This is a genomic window from Flavobacterium anhuiense, from assembly GCF_001705175.1.
GTDB classification, from domain to species: Bacteria; Bacteroidota; Bacteroidia; order Flavobacteriales; family Flavobacteriaceae; genus Flavobacterium; species Flavobacterium anhuiense.
In genome coordinates, this window is record NZ_CP016907.1 from 3,025,976 (window position 1) to 3,046,921 (window position 20,946).

The following is a 20,946-nucleotide window of genomic DNA, read 5'->3' on the forward strand; positions in this document are numbered from 1 at the left end:
TTTAAAAAATATAAAAATGTTTAATAAATTTATACAAAGACCTGTTCTGTCGATAGTAATATCGTTGATTATTGTCTTTTTAGGGGTGTTGTCGGTTTTAAATTTACCAATCACACAATTCCCTACAATTTCGCCTCCAATGGTGAACGTTACTGCAGATTATCCTGGATCTAACGGTGAATTGATGGTTAAGGCAGTTGTTATTCCTTTGGAAAGAGCCTTAAACGGGGTTCCAGGAATGAAATATATGGCTTCTGATGCAGGAAACGATGGAGAAGCTACAATCAAAGTGGTTTTTAACTTAGGAACAGATCCTAACCAAGCAGCCATTAACGTGCAGAACCGTGTGGCTTCTGTTACCAATAAACTTCCTCCTTTGGTAATTCGTGAGGGAATCAAGATTACCCGTGAGGTGCCAAGTATGTTGATGTACGTGAACCTTTACAGTACAGACAAAAATACTGACATGAAGTTCTTATATAACTATGCTGATATTAACGTACTTTCTGAGCTGAAAAGGGTAAATGGTATTGGTTCTGGAGATATCTTAGGAACACGTGAATATGCAATGCGTATCTGGCTAAAACCAGATCGTATGTTGGCCTATAAAATTTCTGCTGATGAAGTAATGGAAGCATTATCAAGTCAGAGTTTAGAGGCTTCTCCAGGTAAAACTGGAGAGAGTTCTGGTAAACGTTCTCAAGCATTTGAATATGTATTGAAATATTCTGGGCGTTTTACAACAAAAGAGCAATATGAGAATATCGTAGTAAAAGCAAATCCAAATGGAGAACTTTTACGTCTGAAAGATATTGCCAAAGTCGAATTTGGAAGCTCAATGTATGACATCTATTCTAATTTGAATGGAAGACCATCTGCTGCGATTGTATTGAAACAGTCTTTTGGAAGTAACGCGAATCAAGTTATTGAAGAAGTTAAAGCGAAACTTGAAAAAATCAAACAGAGATTTCCAAAAGGAATGGATTATGAAATTTCGTATGACGTTTCTAAATTCCTTGATGCTTCTATTGAAAAAGTAATCCATACGCTTGTTGAAGCATTCATTCTAGTAGGTTTAGTCGTTTTCCTTTTCTTGGGAGACTGGCGTTCTACGGTTATTCCGGCAATTGCAGTACCAGTATCGTTGGTCGGAACTTTTGTGTTCATGACTTTCTTTGATATTTCATTGAACTTAATTACATTATTCGCTTTGGTATTGGCAATTGGAGTCGTCGTCGATGACGCGATTGTAGTTATCGAAGCTGTTCACGCCAAGATGGAAGAGGAACATCTCTCGCCATTTAAAGCGACAAAACAAGCCATGCATGAAATCGCAGGGGCAATTATTGCAATTACCTTCTTAATGGCTGCGGTATTTATTCCAGTTGCGTTTATGTCTGGTCCTGTTGGAGTGTTCTATAGACAGTTCTCTGTAACTATGGCAACTGCGATTATTCTTTCTGGTATTGTGGCTTTGACATTGACACCTGCGCTTTGTGCAATGATGTTAAAAAACAATCATGGAAAACCTAAAAAACCAACGCCAGCCAATAGATTTATTGATGCTTTCAACGAAAAATTCAATCTAGCGCAAGGAAAATACCAAAATCTATTGGGTAAAATTGTTGATAGAAGAGTGGTTACCATTTTGGCGCTTGTAGGTTTCTGTATTGGAACATTTTTAATAAGCAGTTCAGTTCCTTCAGGATTTATTCCAAATGAGGATCAGGGAATGTTTTATGCCGTAATTCAGACTCCTCCAGGTTCATCTTTAGAAAGAACAAATAACATTGCAGAGAGAGTTCAGAAAATTGCAGAAGATATCGATGGAGTAAAATCTGTTTCTTCATTAGCAGGATATGAGATTCTTTCTGAAGGTACAGGAGCCAACTCTGGAACATGTCTGGTTAACTTGAAGGACTGGAGCGACAGAAAAGAATCTGTTTTGGAGATTATGCACGAAATGGAAGAAAAATGTAAAGATATTACGGGAGCAAATATCGAATTTTTCCAACCGCCTGCTGTACCAGGATATGGTGCTGCTGGAGGGTTTGAACTTCGTTTGTTAGATAAAACCGGTTCTGTAGATTATAAGAGAATGGAGCAGGTTAATAATGATTTCGTTGCTGAATTAAACAAACAGCCGGAATTATCAAACGTATTTAGTTTCTATAGCTCTAGTTTTCCTCAATACATGATGAAAGTCGATAACGACTTGGCACAGCAAAAAGGGGTTTCTATCGAAAATGCGATGAATACGTTATCAACTCTTGTGGGAAGTAACTACGAAATCAGTTTTATTAAATTCGGTATCAACTATAAAGTTATTGTTCAGGCTTCACCGGAATATCGTGCACAGCCAGATGACATCTTGAAATTGTATGTGAAAAACGATCGCGATGAAATGGTGCCTTATTCTGCTTTTATGAAATTAGAAAAAGTGTACGGACTTTCAGAAATTACGCGTCACAATATGTACACCTCAACTCAAATCAGTGGTTCGCCAGCTCCAGGGTATAGTTCTGGTACAGCAATTAAAGTAATTCAGAGAGTAGCTGCCGAAAAATTACCAAGAGGATATGACATTGACTGGGCGGGTATTTCTGCCGATGAGGTAGCGCAAGGTAATCAAGCTATTTGGGTATTCTTAATCTGTTTAGGATTTGTTTACTTAGTATTAGCTGCGCAATATGAAAGTTTCATTCTGCCATTATCAGTAATTCTTTCGTTACCAGCAGGTATTTTTGGAGCTTTCCTTTTATTGAAATTGACAGGATTAGAAAACAACATTTATGCACAGGTTGCCATGGTAATGTTGATTGGTTTATTAGGTAAAAATGCGGTATTGATCGTGGAGTTTGCGATACAGAGACATGCTGCAGGATTATCGGTTTTACAATCAGCTATGGAAGGAGCAAAAGCTAGGTTCCGTCCAATTTTGATGACTTCATTTGCCTTTATTGCAGGTTTATTACCGCTTGCTTTTGCAACTGGTCCAGGTAAAATTGGTAACCGAACAATTGGTACGGCAGCTGCTGGAGGTATGCTTATCGGAACCATTTGCGGGGTATTCGTAATTCCAGGCTTATACTTCATTTTTGCCAAAATTGCAGAAAAATACAAATTGGTAAAACATGAAGAAGAAAATCCATTAACAGAAGAAATTGATAACAATCATGTATAAAGTTAAATCATATCAATATAGTATTGCATTAGCTGTATGTCTAGCAGTTGCAGGGTGTAAAACCCCTGCGCCTGAGGCAGCAGTTACTACAAGTACGCCAGTTCCTGAATCGTTTGGCGCAACAGCTCAAATGCAGGATGCAAACAACAACACTGCAGCATTAAACTGGAGAGATTATTTTAAAGATCAAAATCTTATAGATTTAATAGATGTTGCGCTCAAAAATAATCAGGAACTGAATATCACTTTACAGGAAATCGAAATTGCAAAGAATGATATCCGTGTTAAAAAAGGACTTTTATTACCGACAGCAGGTTTGCGGGCGGGAGCAGGAGTAGAAAAAGTGGGTAGATATACTAGTCAAGGTGCAGGTGATGCTACAACAGAGATCAAACCGGGAGTAGAAACGCCAGACCCGCTGGGAGATTTTACCATTGCAGCTTATGCAAATTGGGAAGTAGATATCTGGAAAAAATTGCGTAATTCTAAAAAAGCAGCTTTAAACCGATACTTAGCTACAGTGGAAGGTAAAAATTTTGTAATTACCAACCTCATCGCAGAAGTTGCTGATTCTTATTATGAATTATTGGCTCTAGACAATCAATTGGATATTGTAAAACAGACCATTAAATTGCAGACTAACGCTTTAGAAATTGTAAAAGTTCAAAAGCAAGCGGCAAGAGCAACAGAATTGGGAGTTAAGAAATTTGAAGCAGAAGTTCTAACTTCACAAAGTATGGAGTTTGATATTTTGCAGCAGATAAAAGAGACTGAAAACAAGATCAACTTTTTGTTAGGTAGATATCCTCAGGAAATAAAAAGAACGACAAGCACTAACTTCTTAAGCTTATTGCCAGCTGCTGTAAGTTCTGGAATTCCTTCTCAGCTATTACAGAACCGTCCAGATATTAAGCAAGCAGAATTGGAATTGGTTGCTGCAAAATTAGATGTAAAAGTTGCTCGTGCAGAGTTTTATCCTTCTTTGGATATTACAGCAGCGATAGGAGTAAATGCTTTCAAACCTTCTTATTTGTTTACTATGCCTGAATCGCTCTTATATTCTTTAGCAGGAGATCTTGTGGCGCCGCTGATTAACAGAAACGCTATCAAAGCAGAGTTTGCTAGTGCTAATGCAAGACAGCTTCAGGCATTGTACAACTATGATCGTACAGTTTTAAATGCGTATTTAGAAGTTTCAAACCAAATGTCTAAGATTGAGAATCTGCAAAAAGGTTACGATCTTAAATCGAAACAAGTAGACGCTCTGAATACTTCAATTGATGTTTCTAACGATTTGTTTAAATCGGCTAGAGTAGATTATTTCGAAGTTTTGATGACTCAAAGAGATGCATTAGAAGCTAAACTGGAATTAATCGATACGAAAAAAGAACAATTAAATGCTGCAGTTCATGTTTACAGAGACTTGGGCGGCGGATGGAAATAATTTTGCCAATTAATTTGTAGAGGAAAAGCCTTTCGGAAGTAAAATTCTGAAAGGCTTTTTCGGTTTCAGAACAAAAAATTTTACTTCTGTATATTTGTATTTCAAAAGTTATTTTATGAAAAATCTTATTAAGCCAAAAGTACTAAAAAAGGGAGATAAAGTTGCCACAATATCGCTTTCTTGGGGAGGTGCAGGAGAATTGCCTCACCGATATGAATATGGAAAGAAACAGCTTCAGGAAGTATTCGGATTGGAAGTTGTGGAAACTAAAAATGCATTGAAATCTGCTGATTGGATTTACAATAATCCAAAAGCTCGTGCAGAAGATTTAATGCAAGCATTTCTAGACCCATCTGTTAAAGCTATTATAAGTAATATTGGTGGAGAAGAGAGTGTTCGAATTCTGCCTTTTTTAGATTTGGATGTTATGGCAAAAAATCCAAAAATATTTTTAGGTTTTTCCGATGCAACAATAACACATTTTGCTTGCTTAAAGGCAGGATTGACTTCTTTTTACGGCACTTCACTTTTGGTTGGATTTGCTGAGAATTGCGGAATGCATGATTATCAGATTCAGGATATTAAAAGAACATTGTTTGCTGCAAAACCAGTTGGAGAAATTTTGCCGAATAAGGAAGGCTGGACATCAGAATATCTGGATTGGTTTGATGCATCATTGTCAAATACAAAAAGAAAACTTACGGCATCTGATGGATGGATTTTTTTGCAGGGAAATGGGAAAGTTCAGGGAAAATTAATTGGAGGCTGTTTGGACGTTTTGGAATTTTTGAAAGGAACCGAATTTTGGCCATCTGTAGAGGAATGGAATGACTGTATTTTGTTTTTGGAAACTTCTGAAAATATGGCTGAACCAAGCACGTTAAGATATTGGCTTAGAAATTATGCAGCACAAGGAATTTTGCATCGTTTAAAAGGAATTATTTTCGGCCGTCCATACGATTCCAAATATATTAAAGAATACAATGACGAAATTTTGAAAATTATAAATGAAGAAAATTTAACTGAACTAGCCATTGTAACAGAAATGGATTTTGGACATACTTGCCCAACATTTACCCTTCCGTTTGGTGTATTAGCTGAAATAGATTCTGAAAACAAAACATTCAGTATATTAGAAAGCGGAGTTGTAGAATAGGTAAAAAAATGGGAAAAGTATATTTTTAAATTATAAAGGCTTTGTAGATTTAATTCAGAAAGGCTTTTAATTTTAATATGCGAACTTTTCTTTTACTTTAATCTGCGTTTGTTCTGGCATAGATATTTTTACTTTAAATCCTTTGTCTGGTTCTGTCTCAATATCAAATGTACCGTTAACAGCGAGAATACGGTTTGCCATGTTTTGTAGGCCATTTTTAAGAATCATACTTTTTTCGCAGCCAATCCCGTTGTCCATATAATTTACAAAAATTGATTTTTGGTCACTTTCAAATCGTATAACCACAAGACTTGCTTTGCTGTGTTTTTTCATATTTACCATTAGTTCCTGTAAAATTCGGCTGATGGTGATCTTTTTTATATCGTCAATGCCTTCCCAATTTATGTCTTCTAAATTGGTAACCATGATATTTCTTTCTCGCGTATTATAGGCAGAAAGCATTTCTTTTATACTGCGGGTAAAATTTGCACCGGTATCGATACTATTGTTTTCTCTAGATATACCTCTAACACGACTGTAAATATCGTCTAGTTTTTGCAAAAGATTCTCTTTGGTATTTTCTGCATATAACGGTTGAGATTCTGCAAAAGCGATAACCTGAAAAACATCATTAGCCAACTCATCATGGATTTTTTTAGCAATTCGGGTTTCTGTATTGTATGAGGTTTTAAATTCGATGGCCTTATTTTTATTCTTGTAATAACGTATTAAAATGAATATTAGAATGACTAAAAAGATAAAAACAATTGCAAATACGATTTTTAGGTATTTGGCTCTTTGAAGCGATAATTGATTCTCGGCCTTTTCTAAGCGAAGTTTTTCGTTTTCGTCTTTTTCCTTTTTGGCATCGTACTTAATTTTAGCGGACTTATTTTTAAAATTATTTCGAACTTTAATAATGCTGTCATTTAGAGTAAAGTACTTTTGGGTGTATTTTGCTGTATTGGGACTGTTATCATTTGAGATTAATATTTGCAGCGCTTCTAATCTTTCATCGACGCTATTGAGTTTTGTAGAAATATTATATGCTGTAAGAGCATTTTCATCTGATTTTTTTATGTCTTTCTCAGAATAATAATCGGCAAAGTGTAGATAGCTTTCGATACTTCCATAACTGTCATTGTTCTCAATTCTCATTTGTAGGCCTTCGCTCATTATGCGAAATCCTTTATTTTCCATTCCATTTTTAAAATAAGCGTAACCCAAATTATCTAGTACTATAGATTTATCCTCTGGTTTACCTTTTTCTTTTAAGCTTTTAGATTGCAAAAGGGAGTCCAAGATAGCGATTGCTTTATTATATTTTTTTTGCTGAATATAAACAGCAGCGATGTTTTCTATTGGAGCTTGTTTTGCATATGGATCAGAGTATTGTTTTGTTGCTTCCTTATAATAAAAAATGGCATCATCGAAAAGAGAAAGTTCTTTATCGGCAATGCCTAATAGATTGTTTATCGTTGCAGTATAATCACTATTTTTTTTAGTATAGGGCAATGCTTCGGTTACAGTTTCCTTGCTGCCGTAATAATCTCCATTAACTTGTTGAATACATGCTATCTGAATAAGTATATACCCAATATTTGCACTATCTTTTAAAGTTTCATATAGTTTTTTTGATTTATTGAAATCATAAAAAGCAGAATTGAAATTTTGTTTTCCATAATTTTCAATTCCTCTATTTCGTAAAATAAGGGCTACCTTTTGAATCGATTCGGTATTAGTGTCACTGCTCTTTTTTTCTTCACAAGAAAAGAGAAAAAGCAAAATAATAAAATAAAAAAACGGGGATCGTAACATTTAAATTTACTTTCCCCGAAAATAGCAATTAATTAAACACCAAAAATATTTTTTTATCATGGAGTAGGCGGAGTTGTTCCGCCACCTTTATTGTCACCAGGACCATCAGGATCAGGATCACCAGCGTATGATGGCTGGGTAGTTTTTTCAGTTTTTTTTACTGTTGGTGTCTCATACTCATCAGGAGTACAAGAAAATATCGTGAACAATAACGCAAAAGCGATAAATAGTATTAGTTTTTTCATTTTGTTTATTTTTAAGAAATTAGACATAGGTATTGCGGTCCGGAATGATCCAGAGTCTTTTGGGACAATACCAACATTGGTTTTGGGAAGTGAAGTGTGTAGAACAGTAAGACGTTATTTATACTTCCCGAATAAACTCGGTCTTACAGTTTTTTACACTCTTAATTAGAACTGGTTTTCATTATTGTTTTAGTCTGCAGACAAAACCTGAACTAATTTCTTGATGCAAAGTAAAGGAGCTTCCAGGCCTTATCTGGCAAGGGATTCCCAGAATTCCTGCGTTTTCCTGAGATTCCCAGAAATTCCCAGAAAAAAGCTTAAAAGTCTAGTTTGAATTATTTAATTTTAATACAAATCTCTATTGTAATAGATGCAATTTGTCGGTCAAAAGTTGGTTGCGAATAGCTAAAAAAAATTATATAAATAATATAGATTTGGAACAAAAATTGAATTGCTGGTAAAGATTTAATTGTAGAGATCGAAAATAAAGGCATATAAAAAGTTTTGGTTAAAAAATGAAAATAAAGAGTCAGAAGAATTTTCTAAAAAAGGCAAAATGAATAATACATTAGAAGAATATAAAAAGGCGATTAAAATTAAATACGAGATCGAAAAAGAGGGAGAGTATTTTGACTTCCTACACCATCCTTCACGCGGAAAACTACGCGATTTATGCTGGCTTATCTTTGAAGATAATCCGACTCAAGATGATTTAAAAGTTTTTAGGAATTTACTGTGCGTAGATTTTGACTATACTCAAAAGAATAAGTTTAAAAATCAAAAAGATAAGTTTAGGCCTATTGAAACTTTCTTTAAGGGCGAAACAGATCCATCAAATATTGATGCCATAAATCTTGCAGCAGTAATAGTCGATTTTCAGCCACGCCCTTTTAAAAAATTCAACGAAAAATGTAGAATTGAAGAAGCCAAACAAATTAAGAATGTCGTTGAGAATGTAACTGCTGAAATTGATGGTAGTGGCATAGAAAAAACTGTTTTGTTGAAAAATGAAAATGAAGAGTCTCAAGAAGTTCCCAAAAAGAGAAATCTTATGCTGAATTTTAAAGATCTATTTTCTAAAAAAGTGGCTCAGAAAATATATCCGCGCAAAATAATTACGATTGCAGTTGGAGCAGTTGCTGTGGTATCTTCTGCATGCTTATATTTTGTGCAGAAAAAAAATTGAGAAATATAATTTCGGAATGAAATTTAAATGCATTTTGAAAAATAAAATGCTTGAAGAGATAAAAAAGAAAATTTTTTGAAGTGTAATTTTGGCGTTTAGAAAGTTTGTTTTTAGGCATATATTTACTGTTTTTTACACAATAAATATAAGAAAAAAATATTGATAAACCTAATGAAATTCAATGAAATAACAGATTTTTTTACTCTTTTTTTGCTTTTTTTTGGATATTTTTTTTCGGACTTTTTTGAGTAATTCTATATCCCCAGAAAATTATAGAATTTGTTTTTTCAGCAGATTGAAATAAAATTATTTATATTTATAAAACTCTAAAAAACGGTTTTGATTTTTTAATAACAATCAGTTTAAAATTCCTTTATGAAAAAGCTCCTCATACTATTTATTGTTTTATGCGCTGTAAGCTGCAAAAAATACGTTGTCTCGTTTGAACAGCCAACAAATATGAAATTGGATAACTTAAAGCTTGAAGTATTTCTTGATAAAGAAAAAGTGAAAGAGATTAATTTGAAAGCAACAGAAGAACTCCCTACTTATGAAACAGTAGGATTGTCGGTATCTGGTGAAGGGAAACACTTGCTTCAGGTTAAAACAAAAGATACAACCTTTAGTTTTGATGTAAAATATCCCGAAGAGAAATTTATTAGGATTATAACTAACTTAAAAACTAATGGAAAAATCCATGTTGGAATATTAAAACAGAATTATAAATATAAGTCTTAATGCTATTTGGGTCTAGCTATTTAATCGCAAAGGCAAAAAGATAAATGCAAAGTTCGCAAAGCAATTTTACATAGCTTTGCGAACTTTGTTTTGACTGAAAGTTATTTAAAAAACTTAGCGTACTTCACGGTAAAATCAGGATAAGAAATCCTTAAACCATAATCCAGAGTTTTTTATAGTTCGTTTTTGGGTTTCAAAATCTACATGGATTAGTCCGAATCGGGCATTGTAACCTTCTGCCCACTCAAAATTATCGGTTAAAGTCCAAACAAAATAGCCGTCAACATTTATACCCTCATTTTTAGCTTTTAGAATTTGTTCTAAATTATCCTGAATAAAATGAGTTCGCTTTATATCGTGTACTTTTCCGTTTTGAACGGTGTCAGGAAAAGCGGCTCCGTTTTCGGTAATAATTATTTTTTTGATTCCGTTATACTCATTAAATTTTTTAAGGATATGATACATAGCAGGCGGATAAACTTCCCAGCCCATTTCTGTAGAAATTACATTTCTTTTTTCAGCACTTATCAGTTCAGCGCCAATGTACGGAGTTAAGATAGAAGATTTTACAACCTCTCGGGTGTAACACTGTAATCCGATGAAATCAAAATCGAAATTGAGATTGTTTAAATCGTCTTCAAGGATATAATTATTCAATTTTTTAAGAACCGGAAGATCTTTCTGCGGATAACCTAATCCTAAAATGGGTTCTATAAAAGTTCTGTTTAATAAAGTATCTACACGTTTTGCAGCTTCAACATCTTTTGAGCTTTCAGTTGCAGGTTCGATATGCGTGCATGAAAATGTAGTTCCGATATTGGCATTTGGAATTCGTTCACGAACTATTTTAGCTCCTGCTGAAGTGGACAGAGTAACATGATGCATCGCTTTAAGATAATTGGTGATTCCTTTTTTTCCAGGTGCATGAATACCTAAAAAATAGCCTGCTCCGGTAAAGACGGAAGGTTCGTTTATCACCATCCAGTTTTTAACACGATCGCCAAAATACTGTACGCAGACTTCGACATATTCTTTAAACCAAGAAACCGATTCGCGGTTTGTCCAGCCTCCTTTTACTTCAAGTTTGTGAGGTAAGTCCCAATGATAGAGTGTTATCCAAGGTTCTATTCCAGATGATAGCAGAGAATCTATAATTTTGTTGTAATAATCGATGCCGGCTTGATTTATAGGATGAATGCCTGTCGGCATAATTCTTGGCCAGCTGATAGAAAATCTAAAATTCGGAATGTTTAGTTCTTTGATTAAACTAATATCGTCTTCATAGCAGTTGTAAAAATCACAAGCTGTTAAGGCATGATGTCCGTTTTTGATTTTTCCTTTTTGAGAAGTAAAAACATCCCAGATAGAAGAACCTTTTCCGTCGGCATCATGCGCCCCTTCAATTTGGAAAGCGGCGGTAGAAACACCCCACAAGAAATCTTCACCAAATTGGTTTCTGTTCAAAAATGAGCTTTCAATTTTATTCATTCAATAGTGCTTTCCTTTATTTATAATGGTTTATTAATGCAGGAAAGAAGATTGCATTGCTCTTAAAAAAAGCCATTCTTTGAATGATACTAGGAATTTTAGATTAAAGAATTTCATAACGATTAGTTTTATATCAAATTAAAAAAACTAATGTGAAATTATTGTAAAGTGATTATTATCAAATAATTAAATGTAAAAATGGGAAGGTTTTAATCTTCCCATCCACATAGTGTCAAACCTAGGCCTTGAGCTTGTTTAAGCGATGTTTTAACTATTTCATGACTACAAGATCTTAAACCACGGCAATTTTCGTTATAATGATATTTTTTTGCGCCAGTAGAACCGCAAATAAACACTTTTGTTTCTGGAGGTCGAAAAGAAGTTGCAAAAACAAAAAGTAAAAGTAGAGTATATTTCATTCTATATATTTTTTATTTAACAATCAAATGGTATTCATTTCCTTGTTTATCAGTAGCTTTTAATTTTCCGTATGAGATCCATTCCGTATTTATTTCAACTTCAGCAACTGAATCGCTGGTTAAAATTCCTGCGCCGTATTTTCCCTGAACGTTAATATTCCCACAAACCGAATCGCCTCTGCTGTTTATTCCTTTTACATCATAATTGTACTCGTAATTTCCAGGGTTTCCTGTTCTGTATTCGTATTGATGCGTTTTATTTACATGATACGTTCTGGCTTCTTCTGGTGTAATTGTTTTTCGGTCATCTGGTGTAATGACTGGTTTGTAAAACGAATTTACTTGTGGCAATGGAGGCGGAGAAGCAGCTTTCTTGCATGAATAAAACGTAGATAATAAAAGTAAGATGAGGTAGTTTTTTTGCATAGGCGGTGTGGTATTTGGTTAGCTGCAATAAATCTACTTAGAATTAAATTCTTTAAAATGAGTACTTATACGGGATTTAATTCTGTTTCGTAAAGCGCTACAGTCTCTAATAATTCCTTTTCGTATTGGTAAATATCATCAATTGATGAAATTGCAATTTTAGCTTCGGTTTTATTATTGTTGAAGAGGCTTAAATATTTTTTACCGCCATTTAGGTGTAGTCTGCAAAGAGGTTTTCGATTATTATCATCAAGCAGTATTCCAAAGTACGATTGTGTATCGCGATATACGATTCTGGCTACTGGGAGTTTTCGTCGTAAAATGGCAACTACTATACGATAACCGTCAAGTTCTTCTTCAGTTGTAACCACTTTGCTATCATCTTCAACTGAGACAATTTCTTCGTCTTGTTGTTTGATTGTTTCTTTACTTAAAGCCGCATTTAAACGATCATTAATTTTATCATTAATAAATTGATTTACTGATTTTTGAACTAAATCTTTGAATTCATCCACAACTTTTTCTGTAAGCCTGCCTGTGTAAACTTTGTTGGCAAAAAGTTTTGTAAATTCATTTGATGGATTTTCTAATTCTGTACTTATCTGCTTTTTTATTTCCTTAATGTACTTTAATGAACTTGCATTGCTTACAATATTATTGACATCAAAATTCGCTTTATGAAATTTGGCAATTTCGTTTATCGTATTTTCTTTTAGATTGCAGATATCAAATTCTAAAAATGGCTTTTCGTCCATTTTGTTTTGATCGTCCAAATCGGTGAAAAACTGATAATGAATTCCGTTTGTTAAAAGTGCAAATCGCGTTTTAGTGACATGGAAATAGCGGAATAATTGTGAATTATGAACAGTAAGTTTTTCTTTCCAGCTTTTGCATTCTACAATAATAATTGGTTCTCCATTCTGAAAAATAGCATAATCTACTTTTTCTCCTTTTTTTAACCCAAGATCGGCTGTAAATTCAGGAACTACTTCTAGCGGATTAAAGGCATCGTAACCCAAAATGTTTATAAAAGGCAATACAAAAGCATGTTTTGTAGATTCCTCGGTTTCAATTTTACTTTTCAGCTGATTTATTTTATCTGCTAATGATTTTAGTTGAATATTCATTTCCATTGGTTTGTAGTTTTAAATTAATATTTCAAATGTAAAACCAATAAAAATCAGTGTATTATGGAAATCCGTAATCGAATGAAAATTTTGAAGGAAGTTTTTTGGAATGGATTTAAACGGAAAAAAGAGGACAATAAAGTTCCTCTTTAAAAAGCATAAATTTGATTTTTTATTCTTTTTCGGAAATAAAATCTTTTATAATTTTATCCATGTTTGAAGGCAAGTCAGCATTTTTAATTTCGAAATGTTTTATTTTCATTTCAGAAAGCCATTTTGTCCAATACGCCTTTATAACTTTTTCTTCAAACGGATTATTTTTGCTTGGATTTATTCCTAAAACCAAAACTTCAAGATTAGACAAATCGATATCAACTTTAATAAAACCAAAATTTTCTTCATCGAATTTTTTCTGCCAGTTATTTGTATTCAAGCTATTTTGTTTAATTAGCTGAGGTGTTAAATAACTCGATAAATTTTCGTCCTTAATTTGTGTTCCTTCATAAAACATATATCCGTCTGTGAGGATAATTAAGATATTTCTAAAATCTTTGTCAATGCATTGATCCTGAACTTTGCTGTCGAAAAAGTTCCAAATGTCTGAGCCAATATATTTATCATCTTTAATCGCTGATTCATATATTTTTGATGTTTTTGTAGAATAAGTAGTATTTATAGAATTCAATAATTCTTTTGAGGCATTGTCTTTATCAACCGTAATTCTTAGCTCTTTAGAAATAGAATTAATTTCAGGATTTTCGGGTTCGGGATTAAAGAACAATTGCATTTTGTCATCAATCTGCCTCATTCTTTTTGATTTCAGATGATCTGTAAAAGCTTCAGAAACCGATTTGATATATCCTAAGTCCCTTTGATAAATTTCCATTGTTGGATTTGGATTTTTTTTGAGGCTAATTCGGTCTGATAAATCTACCAAAATACTAATGTTATAATTTTCTGAAACAGAACTTTTAGTTGAGGTTTCTTTGCTTTCCGTTTTTGCTTCATTTTTGCATGAAAAGAATAAAACCAATAATAATGGCATTGAAATTTTAAGTAAAGTGTTTTTCATCTTAATTGATTTTAGAATATACTAAATGTTGAAAATCAGGATCTATTAAGTTTAGTTTACTTAAATGTTCTTCTGAATAAAGTTCACAATTTTGCAAAAGTTCTTCTTTCTCTTTGTATGGTAAAGCCAATTCAGTTCCAATTGCCTGAAACCATCCTTCTTTATATTGGTGATGATAGTGCAGATATTCTTTTACAGGAAAAACAAATCCATCAATTTTGGCTTGTAATTCTGATATTTTTCCATTGACAATAACAATTTGCTGTTTGAAATCATTGATTTTATTAACATAATCAGATTTCAGTTTTTCTAGATTTAATAAATTTTCTTTTCGCCCTCTTATAAAAGCTCGAATTTTATCAATGTTTTCAAATTCTTTCATTACAAAATCAAATACCAATCCCCAGATAATATACACCACGAAACCAGCAAATATGATCATCCAGAATTCTGGCTCACCCAAAGCGATATTTAAATTGTAAGGGGAAGATTCTGTTGTTTTATTAAACTCGTATATTTTTTTCTCAATGATGTAAGCCAAAAGACCGTCAAATAGAAATGTAATAGTAAAAAGTGCAGCAAGTCTGAAAATATTTTTGATTCCTTTTCCTTTTTGCACCATATGAATAACATAACCCAATCCCATAAAAACAAACGGAATAGTGGTAACCAAAACGCCTTCGAGCCAACTTGCCTTGAAAGCATTTGTAAATGCATCGGCATCAAAAATGGCTGCAGTTAAACTGTCATTTGAAAATTCTTTGAAAAAAGCAGAATAAGAAGCCGAAATATAAAACACCAAAACATAAAGCGTAATAGGCAATAAAAGAATCAAACCAATATAAAATTGGGCCTTAAGACCTTTTCCTTCCTCGATTCCGTATTTATCGGGATTTCGTTTTACTTCAATAATTTCGTTTTTTATCTGATCGATATTATCATTTATATCCTGTTCTTTTTTCTCATAAATGCCAATTGCGGCTTCAGATTTTTTAAGCTCAGTTCTGTTTTTTTCCTGTTCTTCGCGATACGGCTGTTTGAGTTTGTCTTGTTCCATTTTTTGTTTTCGGCACTGATCTTCAAAACTCATATATAAATTTTGAAGACATGCTTTTAAAACAATTGGTTTTCCGGTTGCCTTAACCGATGCAGCAAAACCGCTTTGATAATAGGTGATTCTAATTTGTTCTCTGTCTTCTTCATTCTCTTCCGGAATTTTAAAAGGAGAATCTTCAGATTTTTTTAAACTAAATAATTGTGCAAGTGGTTTCATAAATTAAGCGTTTAATTGACTAATAATTTCTTCTTTACCAATGTTTTTCTGAACACAATCAATCAGATAATCAGATAAATCATTGATGTTTTCTTCAACAAAATCAAATTTTCTGCAATATTTTCTAAGCATGTTTAATTCGTCGTCAGTAATTTTTCCATCCGCCCAAATAATACGGGTAAGATCATACAGGTATTCGATTTTGGTATGTAAAGATTCTGGAACAATAAAATCAGCATTAATCGGATTCAGAAAAAGTTTGTCGAGTTCTTCTTTTGGAATCCCTCTTTCGTCTGCAAAATGATACAGCATTTGAAGTTCTAATACATCAAATTGATCATCAGATAATGCCATTTGATATAATCTTAAAAAATGGCTTTTTAGTTCTAGTGTTATCATGGTTTTTATTTAGTTATTTTAAATGTTCACAAGCTTTTCCATTTCCATCTCCATCCAAATTTTTATAGCATTTTTTGTTGCTTTCAAAAGTTTTTTGAGCATCGGCTTGACTTTTGAAATCACCACAAGTTTTTGTTGGACAATTTGAATTTGAATTTGAGGACGGACTCGAAGACGAGCCTGTATTAGTTACAGTTGATTCAATTGAATCACCAGATTCTGAACATGAAACTGCAAAAGCGAAAATTGCGAGTAATGAAAGTATAACTTGAGTAATTTTTTTATGGTTCATGATATAGATAATTTAGATTTGTTTAATTAATCTTTCCGCTATTTCTTCTCGGTCAATTATGATTTGAGAAGGAAGAATCATTTGGATTTGGTCATTAATTGGATTCTTAAAAATGGAAAAATTTCCTCTGCAGTTTTTATATCGAAATTGAAATGCTTTTAAACCTTTCATAAATCCTTCTTTTTGAGTTATTTCAAAAACATAATTTGAGCAGGATTTTTTAAAAATGCATTTCCTTCTGTTAGACTGCGGAATTAAAATCCAATACAATCGAATAATTAATAAGGTTAAATATTTCATTTTTTCTGAAAAACAACCATTTGACTATTTGTTGTGTAGCCTGGTTTTGCACCGAATCCAAAACAACCATTATCAGGATGAACAAATGTGGATACACTTTCTAAGCGCACATATTCCCAACCTCGGCTTGTGTAATTTTTGATTAAACTTTCAAGTTGTTCAGCAACATGATTAGAAGTTCCTTTTTTTGGATCGATTGAAGCCACGAATGGCACTACTTTGTATTCCATAATTTTTGATTTTAATTAATTTTTAAATTGATTTACAACCCAAAAGTAAAACCAATCAAAACCAGTATTTTACGGAAATCCATAATCCGATATTATAATTCTTGAAAATAAAAAAAGCTCCCGAAGGAGCTTAAATGGGTAATAAATAGAGATTTAAATTATCCCCATATCTTTTGTAATCGAAACCAGATGAATGGTATTGTTGGCTTTGAAAAAGTCTTTTAGTTTTGCCAATCTTTTTTCCATAGCGCTTTTGCTATTTGGTTTTATATCGCTGCTTTTAAAGATTTCTATAATTTCATCCTGAGAAGTTCCAGCAGACAAATATTTTAAGATTTTAATATCTACATCGTCTATTTCATAATTGCCTTTTTCCTGAAGCGCTGAAGCAACTTCCGGCGAAATAAATCTTTGATCAGAAGACGAAATTATGGTCAACGCTTTTTTGAGTTCTTCAATACTATTTCTGCCTTTTAGCACAAAGGCATTAATTTCAGAATCTTCAAAAAGCGATTTTATTCGAACACTTTTATCTTCAATAGAGTAGGCGATGATTTTAATATCAGGCTGGAGTTCGCGGACTTTTTGAATCAGTTCATCTCCGCTGCCGATTTTTACTTCGCGATGGTCTTTTTTAAACGAAAGATCGCTAATTAATAAATCGTATGGTTCGTTATCCTGAATCGCTTTTCTAATTTTAAGAAAAGCATCATCACAATATTTAGCGTGTTGGAAATTGACAATGTTGAAATCATTCAAAGTCTGTTTGATGGCTAAATTGAATTCTTCAAAATCCTCGGCTATTATTACTTTTTTAAACATAGGCTCTTATTTAGGCATTGTTATTTTTACTTTAAAACCTTTATTCGGTTCAGTTTCAAAAGTAATAGTTCCTTTTACAGCCAGAATACGGATTTCCATATTTTGAAGACCATTTTTTATAATTTTTGATTTTTCGCAGCCTTTTCCGTTGTCACTGTAATCAATAAGCAGAGAATTTGAGTCCGTATTGAACTTTATAGACACGACAGGAGCTTCACTATGTTTTTTCATATTGACCATTAATTCGTGTAAAACTCGCTGAATGGCAATCTTCTTTAAATCATCAACCGAATCCCAATTTATTTTTTCAACACCATTTATGATAACGTTAGTCTGACTGCTATTATAAGTAGAAAGCATTGCTTTTAAATTGTTCGGAAAATTTGAACCCGTATCTATATCATTGTTTTCTCTAGAAATTCCACGAACGCGTGAGTAAATGTCATCAAGTTTCTGGAGTAAGTTTTCTTTATTGCTTTCGTTGGTTAAAGGCTGAGTTTGCGTGTAAGTAATAGCATGAAAAACATCATTTGCCAGACCGTCATGAATGTCTTTTGCAATTCGGGTTTCTGTACTGTATGCTGTTTTTATTTTCTCAATTCGATTTCGATTCTGATAAAACTTTCTCAAATAAAGCAATAGTAGAAAAAGAGATGAAATGCCTATTATGAAAAATATCTTTTGATATTTAGCTTTCTGAAGCGCAAGCAAATTCTCAGCTTTCTCTAATTTAAGTTTCTGATTTTCGTCTTTTTCTTTTTTGGAATCGTATTTAATTTTAGCGAACTTGTTTTTAAAATTATTTCGAATTGTAATGATGCTGTCGTTTAGGAGCAGAAATTTTTTTGCATATCCTTTATTTTGAGTTTCAGAATCATTAGATATCAAAAAAGATAATGCTTTTAAACGTTCATCAATACTGCGAAGTTTTGTAGCTGTTTTGTAGGCTTCAAGTGCAAACTGATTTGATTTTTTTTGATCGGTCACTGTATAATATTCAGCCAAATGTAAATTACTGCCAATACTTCCATACAAATCATTAATCTGATTACGTAATTGTAATCCTTCTGTCATAAGTGGAAGTCCTTTTTCCGGCATTCCCTTTTTTGAATAAGCAAATCCCAAATTGTCTAAAATTCGAGCTTTTTTTATAATGTACTCATCTTTAGGAAAAATATCTTTCGCAAGTATAGGTTCTAAAATTTGAATTGCCTTGTCATATTTTTTTTGCTCAATGTAGATAACAGCAATGTTGTTTAAAGGAGATTGCTTTAAAGTTTCATTTTCAGAATCTTTTAAAGCCTGATTGTAATATGTTATAGCATCTTCATACAAAGAAAGCTCTTTGTCAGCAATTCCGAAGAAATTATTAATCGAAGCGCTATATACATCTTTCTTTTTAATATAGGGTAGGGCTTCTGTCAAAGTTTCTTTACTGCCGTAAAAATCTCCATTTATTTGCTGGATAGCCGCCATCTGAATAAGATTGTAGACAATATTGGAACTATCTTTAGAGCCTTCAAATATTATTTTCGATTTATTGAAATTGTAAAAAGCATTATTGTAGTTTTTGTTTTGAAAATTTAGAATGCCTTCATCCCTAAGTCTGTAACCTTCATCTCGAGTCAGATCAGACTTAGGCGATACAACTGTTTTTTCTTTGCATGAAAAGAAAAATAGAACAATTAGCAAACAAAAAAAAGGGGATCGTAGCATAAAAGTTACTTTCCCCTAAAGTAGTAATTTATTACAAACTACAAGTCTTTAAATTATGGTTTTTTTGGTGGTGGCGGAACTGTGATCGGATCATCGTCTGGTCCAGTAGCCTGCATATCTTGCTCTTGAGTTGTTTTTTTTACCTCAGTTTTTTTACTTTCTGTTTCAAATTCATCAGCAGTACAAGAAAATAATGTAGTTGACAACAGCGCGCACGCTCCCAATAAATATAAAGTTTTCATTTTTTTTATGGATTAAAAATTAGACATGAGGATTGCTGTCTGGAGTTTTTCCTGATTGTTTTTTAATGACAACAATGCCAAATTTGTTTGGGAAGTGAAGTGCGTAGAACCGTAAGATTTTCATCTATACTTCCCGGATAAAATCCGTCTTACGGTTTTCCACACTTGGTACATGAACTAGTTTTGTACATTTGCTTTTGACCTGCAGATCAAAGCGATAACTAATTTTGTTGAGGCAAAGTTATGTTGGGTTTAGGGCTGTAAGGAGCGTAAAGTCAGGAAAGTCGAATATATTTTCTTAAAGTCGGGATAAGTTCCAGAAAGTCATAAAAAGTCGAGGAAAGTACTTTAGAAAAGTTTTAAAAAGTCCAAATGCCTATGCAAACCATTACTTTTGAAGATTATAAAAATGCTATTAAAGCAAAGTATGAAGAGGAAAAAAATGGAGAATATTCAAATAATTTAAATTCTCCTACAGCAGCAAATCTTAGAAATTTGTGCGTCAAAAGATTTGATACAAATAATAACCAAGATGACTTAATTGCCTTTAAATCTTTTTTTGATTTTCCATTTGATAGGAACAAGAAAAATTTATTTGGAGAAGATGAACTGAACAAATTAGAAGCGGTTAAGAGATTTTTTTTAGGTAAAACAGAGAATCCTGCTGAAGATACCATTCAATTGGCAGCAATATTGGTTGATCTTCAACCAAGACCTTTTAATGAGTACAGGAAACAACATAGTGAAGAAGAAAGAAAATTAATAGAAGAGTTAAGAGACACTACACTACCTAAGAAAGAAACTTCGATTAATACTTTTATTGATAAAATAGAAGACGACGATAATCCAAAAATCGAAGAAGTAGAGCAAACTCAATCTCTAGAATCTGAAATAGCACCAATCCCTATTGCAACTTTTGTTGCGACAGGAAAACCAACAAAATCTAGGATGATAATATATGCAGTAGTTACAGCTTTCTCTGCTGGATTGGCGATAATGATTTATTTTGCTTTCTTTCAAAAACAATGCATGCAATGGTCAAATGATCACTACGAAAAAGTAAGCTGTGATTTGGAAGTAAATGGTCTGGGAAGTTTTAATGTTGTAGAACCTTTTGACAAAACTGTTTTTGACTTAAAAAAAATAAAAGTATGCGATACAACACCATTTTTTAATACAAATGGAGAAGCAATTGTCTGGTATGGCAAAACGGCAAATGGAATAGATTTCTTCAATGGACATGGAAGACATCCCGAGAATAATAGTCCTTTAAGACCTGTAACTAGATATATTTTGAATAAATATGTGAAAAAGTAAAATCTAGCGAAAATGCGATTTATGTAAAATATTCGCAGAATCATGAAATTTT

At 32.9% G+C, this 20,946-nt stretch carries 21 protein-coding genes; 6 read left to right on the forward strand and 15 right to left on the reverse strand.

Features of this window, described 5'->3' with window-relative positions:
• Positions 1-16: 16 nt before the first annotated feature.
• The 3 genes from BB050_RS13345 (at position 17) to BB050_RS13355 (ending at position 5,784) form a co-directional block, all read left to right on the forward strand.
• Positions 17-3,184 (forward strand): efflux RND transporter permease subunit, encoded by a 3,168-nt coding sequence (locus BB050_RS13345; protein WP_008468297.1) that lies wholly within the window; start codon positions 17-19, stop codon positions 3,182-3,184.
• The gene (locus BB050_RS13350; RefSeq protein WP_066033868.1) at positions 3,177-4,628 is read left to right on the forward strand and encodes a TolC family protein; all 1,452 of its coding nucleotides are present in this window, start codon (positions 3,177-3,179) and stop codon (positions 4,626-4,628) included. Before BB050_RS13345 ends, BB050_RS13350 begins: the two co-directional genes overlap by 8 nt.
• Positions 4,629-4,743: 115 nt before the next feature.
• Positions 4,744-5,784, forward strand: a complete 1,041-nt coding sequence (locus BB050_RS13355; protein WP_066033869.1) for a S66 family peptidase — start codon at positions 4,744-4,746, stop codon at positions 5,782-5,784.
• Between the two features lie 72 nt (positions 5,785-5,856).
• On the opposite strand, the gene BB050_RS13360 is transcribed toward BB050_RS13355, so the two are convergent.
• A complete protein-coding gene (locus tag BB050_RS13360) occupies positions 5,857-7,602 on the reverse strand; it encodes a tetratricopeptide repeat-containing sensor histidine kinase (RefSeq protein WP_066033870.1) in 1,746 nt (581 codons plus the stop codon).
• Between the two features lie 56 nt (positions 7,603-7,658).
• Positions 7,659-7,847: a hypothetical protein gene (locus tag BB050_RS13365; protein ID WP_066035166.1), complete on the reverse strand. Its 189-nt coding sequence runs from the start codon at positions 7,845-7,847 to the stop codon at positions 7,659-7,661.
• Positions 7,848-8,403: 556 nt separating this feature from the next.
• Here BB050_RS13365 and BB050_RS13370 point away from each other — a divergent pair.
• Together BB050_RS13370 and BB050_RS13375 are read left to right on the forward strand one after the other, a co-directional pair.
• The gene (locus tag BB050_RS13370) at positions 8,404-9,033 is read left to right on the forward strand and encodes a hypothetical protein (protein ID WP_066033871.1); all 630 of its coding nucleotides are present in this window, start codon (positions 8,404-8,406) and stop codon (positions 9,031-9,033) included.
• A gap of 375 nt (positions 9,034-9,408) precedes the next feature.
• On the forward strand, positions 9,409-9,771 hold the full coding sequence (locus tag BB050_RS13375; protein ID WP_008468305.1) for a hypothetical protein: 363 nt from the start codon (positions 9,409-9,411) through the stop codon (positions 9,769-9,771).
• Positions 9,772-9,906: 135 nt separating this feature from the next.
• On the opposite strand, the gene BB050_RS13380 is transcribed toward BB050_RS13375, so the two are convergent.
• From BB050_RS13380 to BB050_RS13440, 13 genes are all read right to left on the reverse strand, one after another.
• Entirely contained in the window at positions 9,907-11,259 is a 1,353-nt protein-coding gene (locus tag BB050_RS13380) for a GH1 family beta-glucosidase (protein WP_066033872.1), read from the reverse strand.
• Positions 11,260-11,468: 209 nt separating this feature from the next.
• The gene (locus BB050_RS13385; RefSeq protein WP_008468308.1) at positions 11,469-11,678 is read right to left on the reverse strand and encodes a hypothetical protein; all 210 of its coding nucleotides are present in this window, start codon (positions 11,676-11,678) and stop codon (positions 11,469-11,471) included.
• A gap of 12 nt (positions 11,679-11,690) precedes the next feature.
• Complete coding sequence (locus BB050_RS13390) at positions 11,691-12,104, reverse strand: hypothetical protein (protein ID WP_066033873.1); 414 nt, start codon at positions 12,102-12,104, stop codon at positions 11,691-11,693.
• 65 nt (positions 12,105-12,169) lie between these two features.
• Positions 12,170-13,237: a type I restriction endonuclease gene (locus BB050_RS13395; RefSeq protein WP_066033874.1), complete on the reverse strand. Its 1,068-nt coding sequence runs from the start codon at positions 13,235-13,237 to the stop codon at positions 12,170-12,172.
• A gap of 166 nt (positions 13,238-13,403) precedes the next feature.
• Positions 13,404-14,303 carry a hypothetical protein gene (locus tag BB050_RS13400; protein WP_066033875.1) on the reverse strand — a complete coding sequence of 300 codons (900 nt, stop codon included), beginning with the start codon at positions 14,301-14,303 and terminating at the stop codon, positions 13,404-13,406.
• 1 nt (position 14,304) lies between these two features.
• Complete coding sequence (locus tag BB050_RS13405) at positions 14,305-15,576, reverse strand: hypothetical protein (RefSeq protein ID WP_066033876.1); 1,272 nt, start codon at positions 15,574-15,576, stop codon at positions 14,305-14,307.
• 3 nt (positions 15,577-15,579) lie between these two features.
• Entirely contained in the window at positions 15,580-15,975 is a 396-nt protein-coding gene (locus BB050_RS13410) for a tellurite resistance TerB family protein (RefSeq protein ID WP_066033877.1), read from the reverse strand.
• 13 nt (positions 15,976-15,988) lie between these two features.
• Positions 15,989-16,267 (reverse strand): excalibur calcium-binding domain-containing protein, encoded by a 279-nt coding sequence (locus BB050_RS13415; RefSeq protein ID WP_008468314.1) that lies wholly within the window; start codon positions 16,265-16,267, stop codon positions 15,989-15,991.
• A gap of 12 nt (positions 16,268-16,279) precedes the next feature.
• The gene (gene yidD, locus BB050_RS13420) at positions 16,280-16,567 is read right to left on the reverse strand and encodes a membrane protein insertion efficiency factor YidD (RefSeq protein WP_008468315.1); all 288 of its coding nucleotides are present in this window, start codon (positions 16,565-16,567) and stop codon (positions 16,280-16,282) included.
• Positions 16,564-16,797: a DUF4177 domain-containing protein gene (locus BB050_RS13425; protein ID WP_008468316.1), complete on the reverse strand. Its 234-nt coding sequence runs from the start codon at positions 16,795-16,797 to the stop codon at positions 16,564-16,566. Before BB050_RS13425 ends, yidD begins: the two co-directional genes overlap by 4 nt.
• 153 nt (positions 16,798-16,950) lie before the next feature.
• Positions 16,951-17,619 carry a response regulator transcription factor gene (locus tag BB050_RS13430; RefSeq protein WP_008468317.1) on the reverse strand — a complete coding sequence of 223 codons (669 nt, stop codon included), beginning with the start codon at positions 17,617-17,619 and terminating at the stop codon, positions 16,951-16,953.
• A 6-nt stretch (positions 17,620-17,625) separates the two neighbouring features.
• Complete coding sequence (locus BB050_RS13435; protein ID WP_066033878.1) at positions 17,626-19,335, reverse strand: tetratricopeptide repeat-containing sensor histidine kinase; 1,710 nt, start codon at positions 19,333-19,335, stop codon at positions 17,626-17,628.
• 53 nt (positions 19,336-19,388) lie between these two features.
• A complete protein-coding gene (locus tag BB050_RS13440) occupies positions 19,389-19,577 on the reverse strand; it encodes a hypothetical protein (protein WP_066033879.1) in 189 nt (62 codons plus the stop codon).
• 378 nt (positions 19,578-19,955) lie between these two features.
• Here BB050_RS13440 and BB050_RS13445 point away from each other — a divergent pair, with 378 nt between their 5' ends.
• Positions 19,956-20,894: a hypothetical protein gene (locus tag BB050_RS13445; protein ID WP_066033880.1), complete on the forward strand. Its 939-nt coding sequence runs from the start codon at positions 19,956-19,958 to the stop codon at positions 20,892-20,894.
• Positions 20,895-20,946 lie beyond the last annotated feature (52 nt).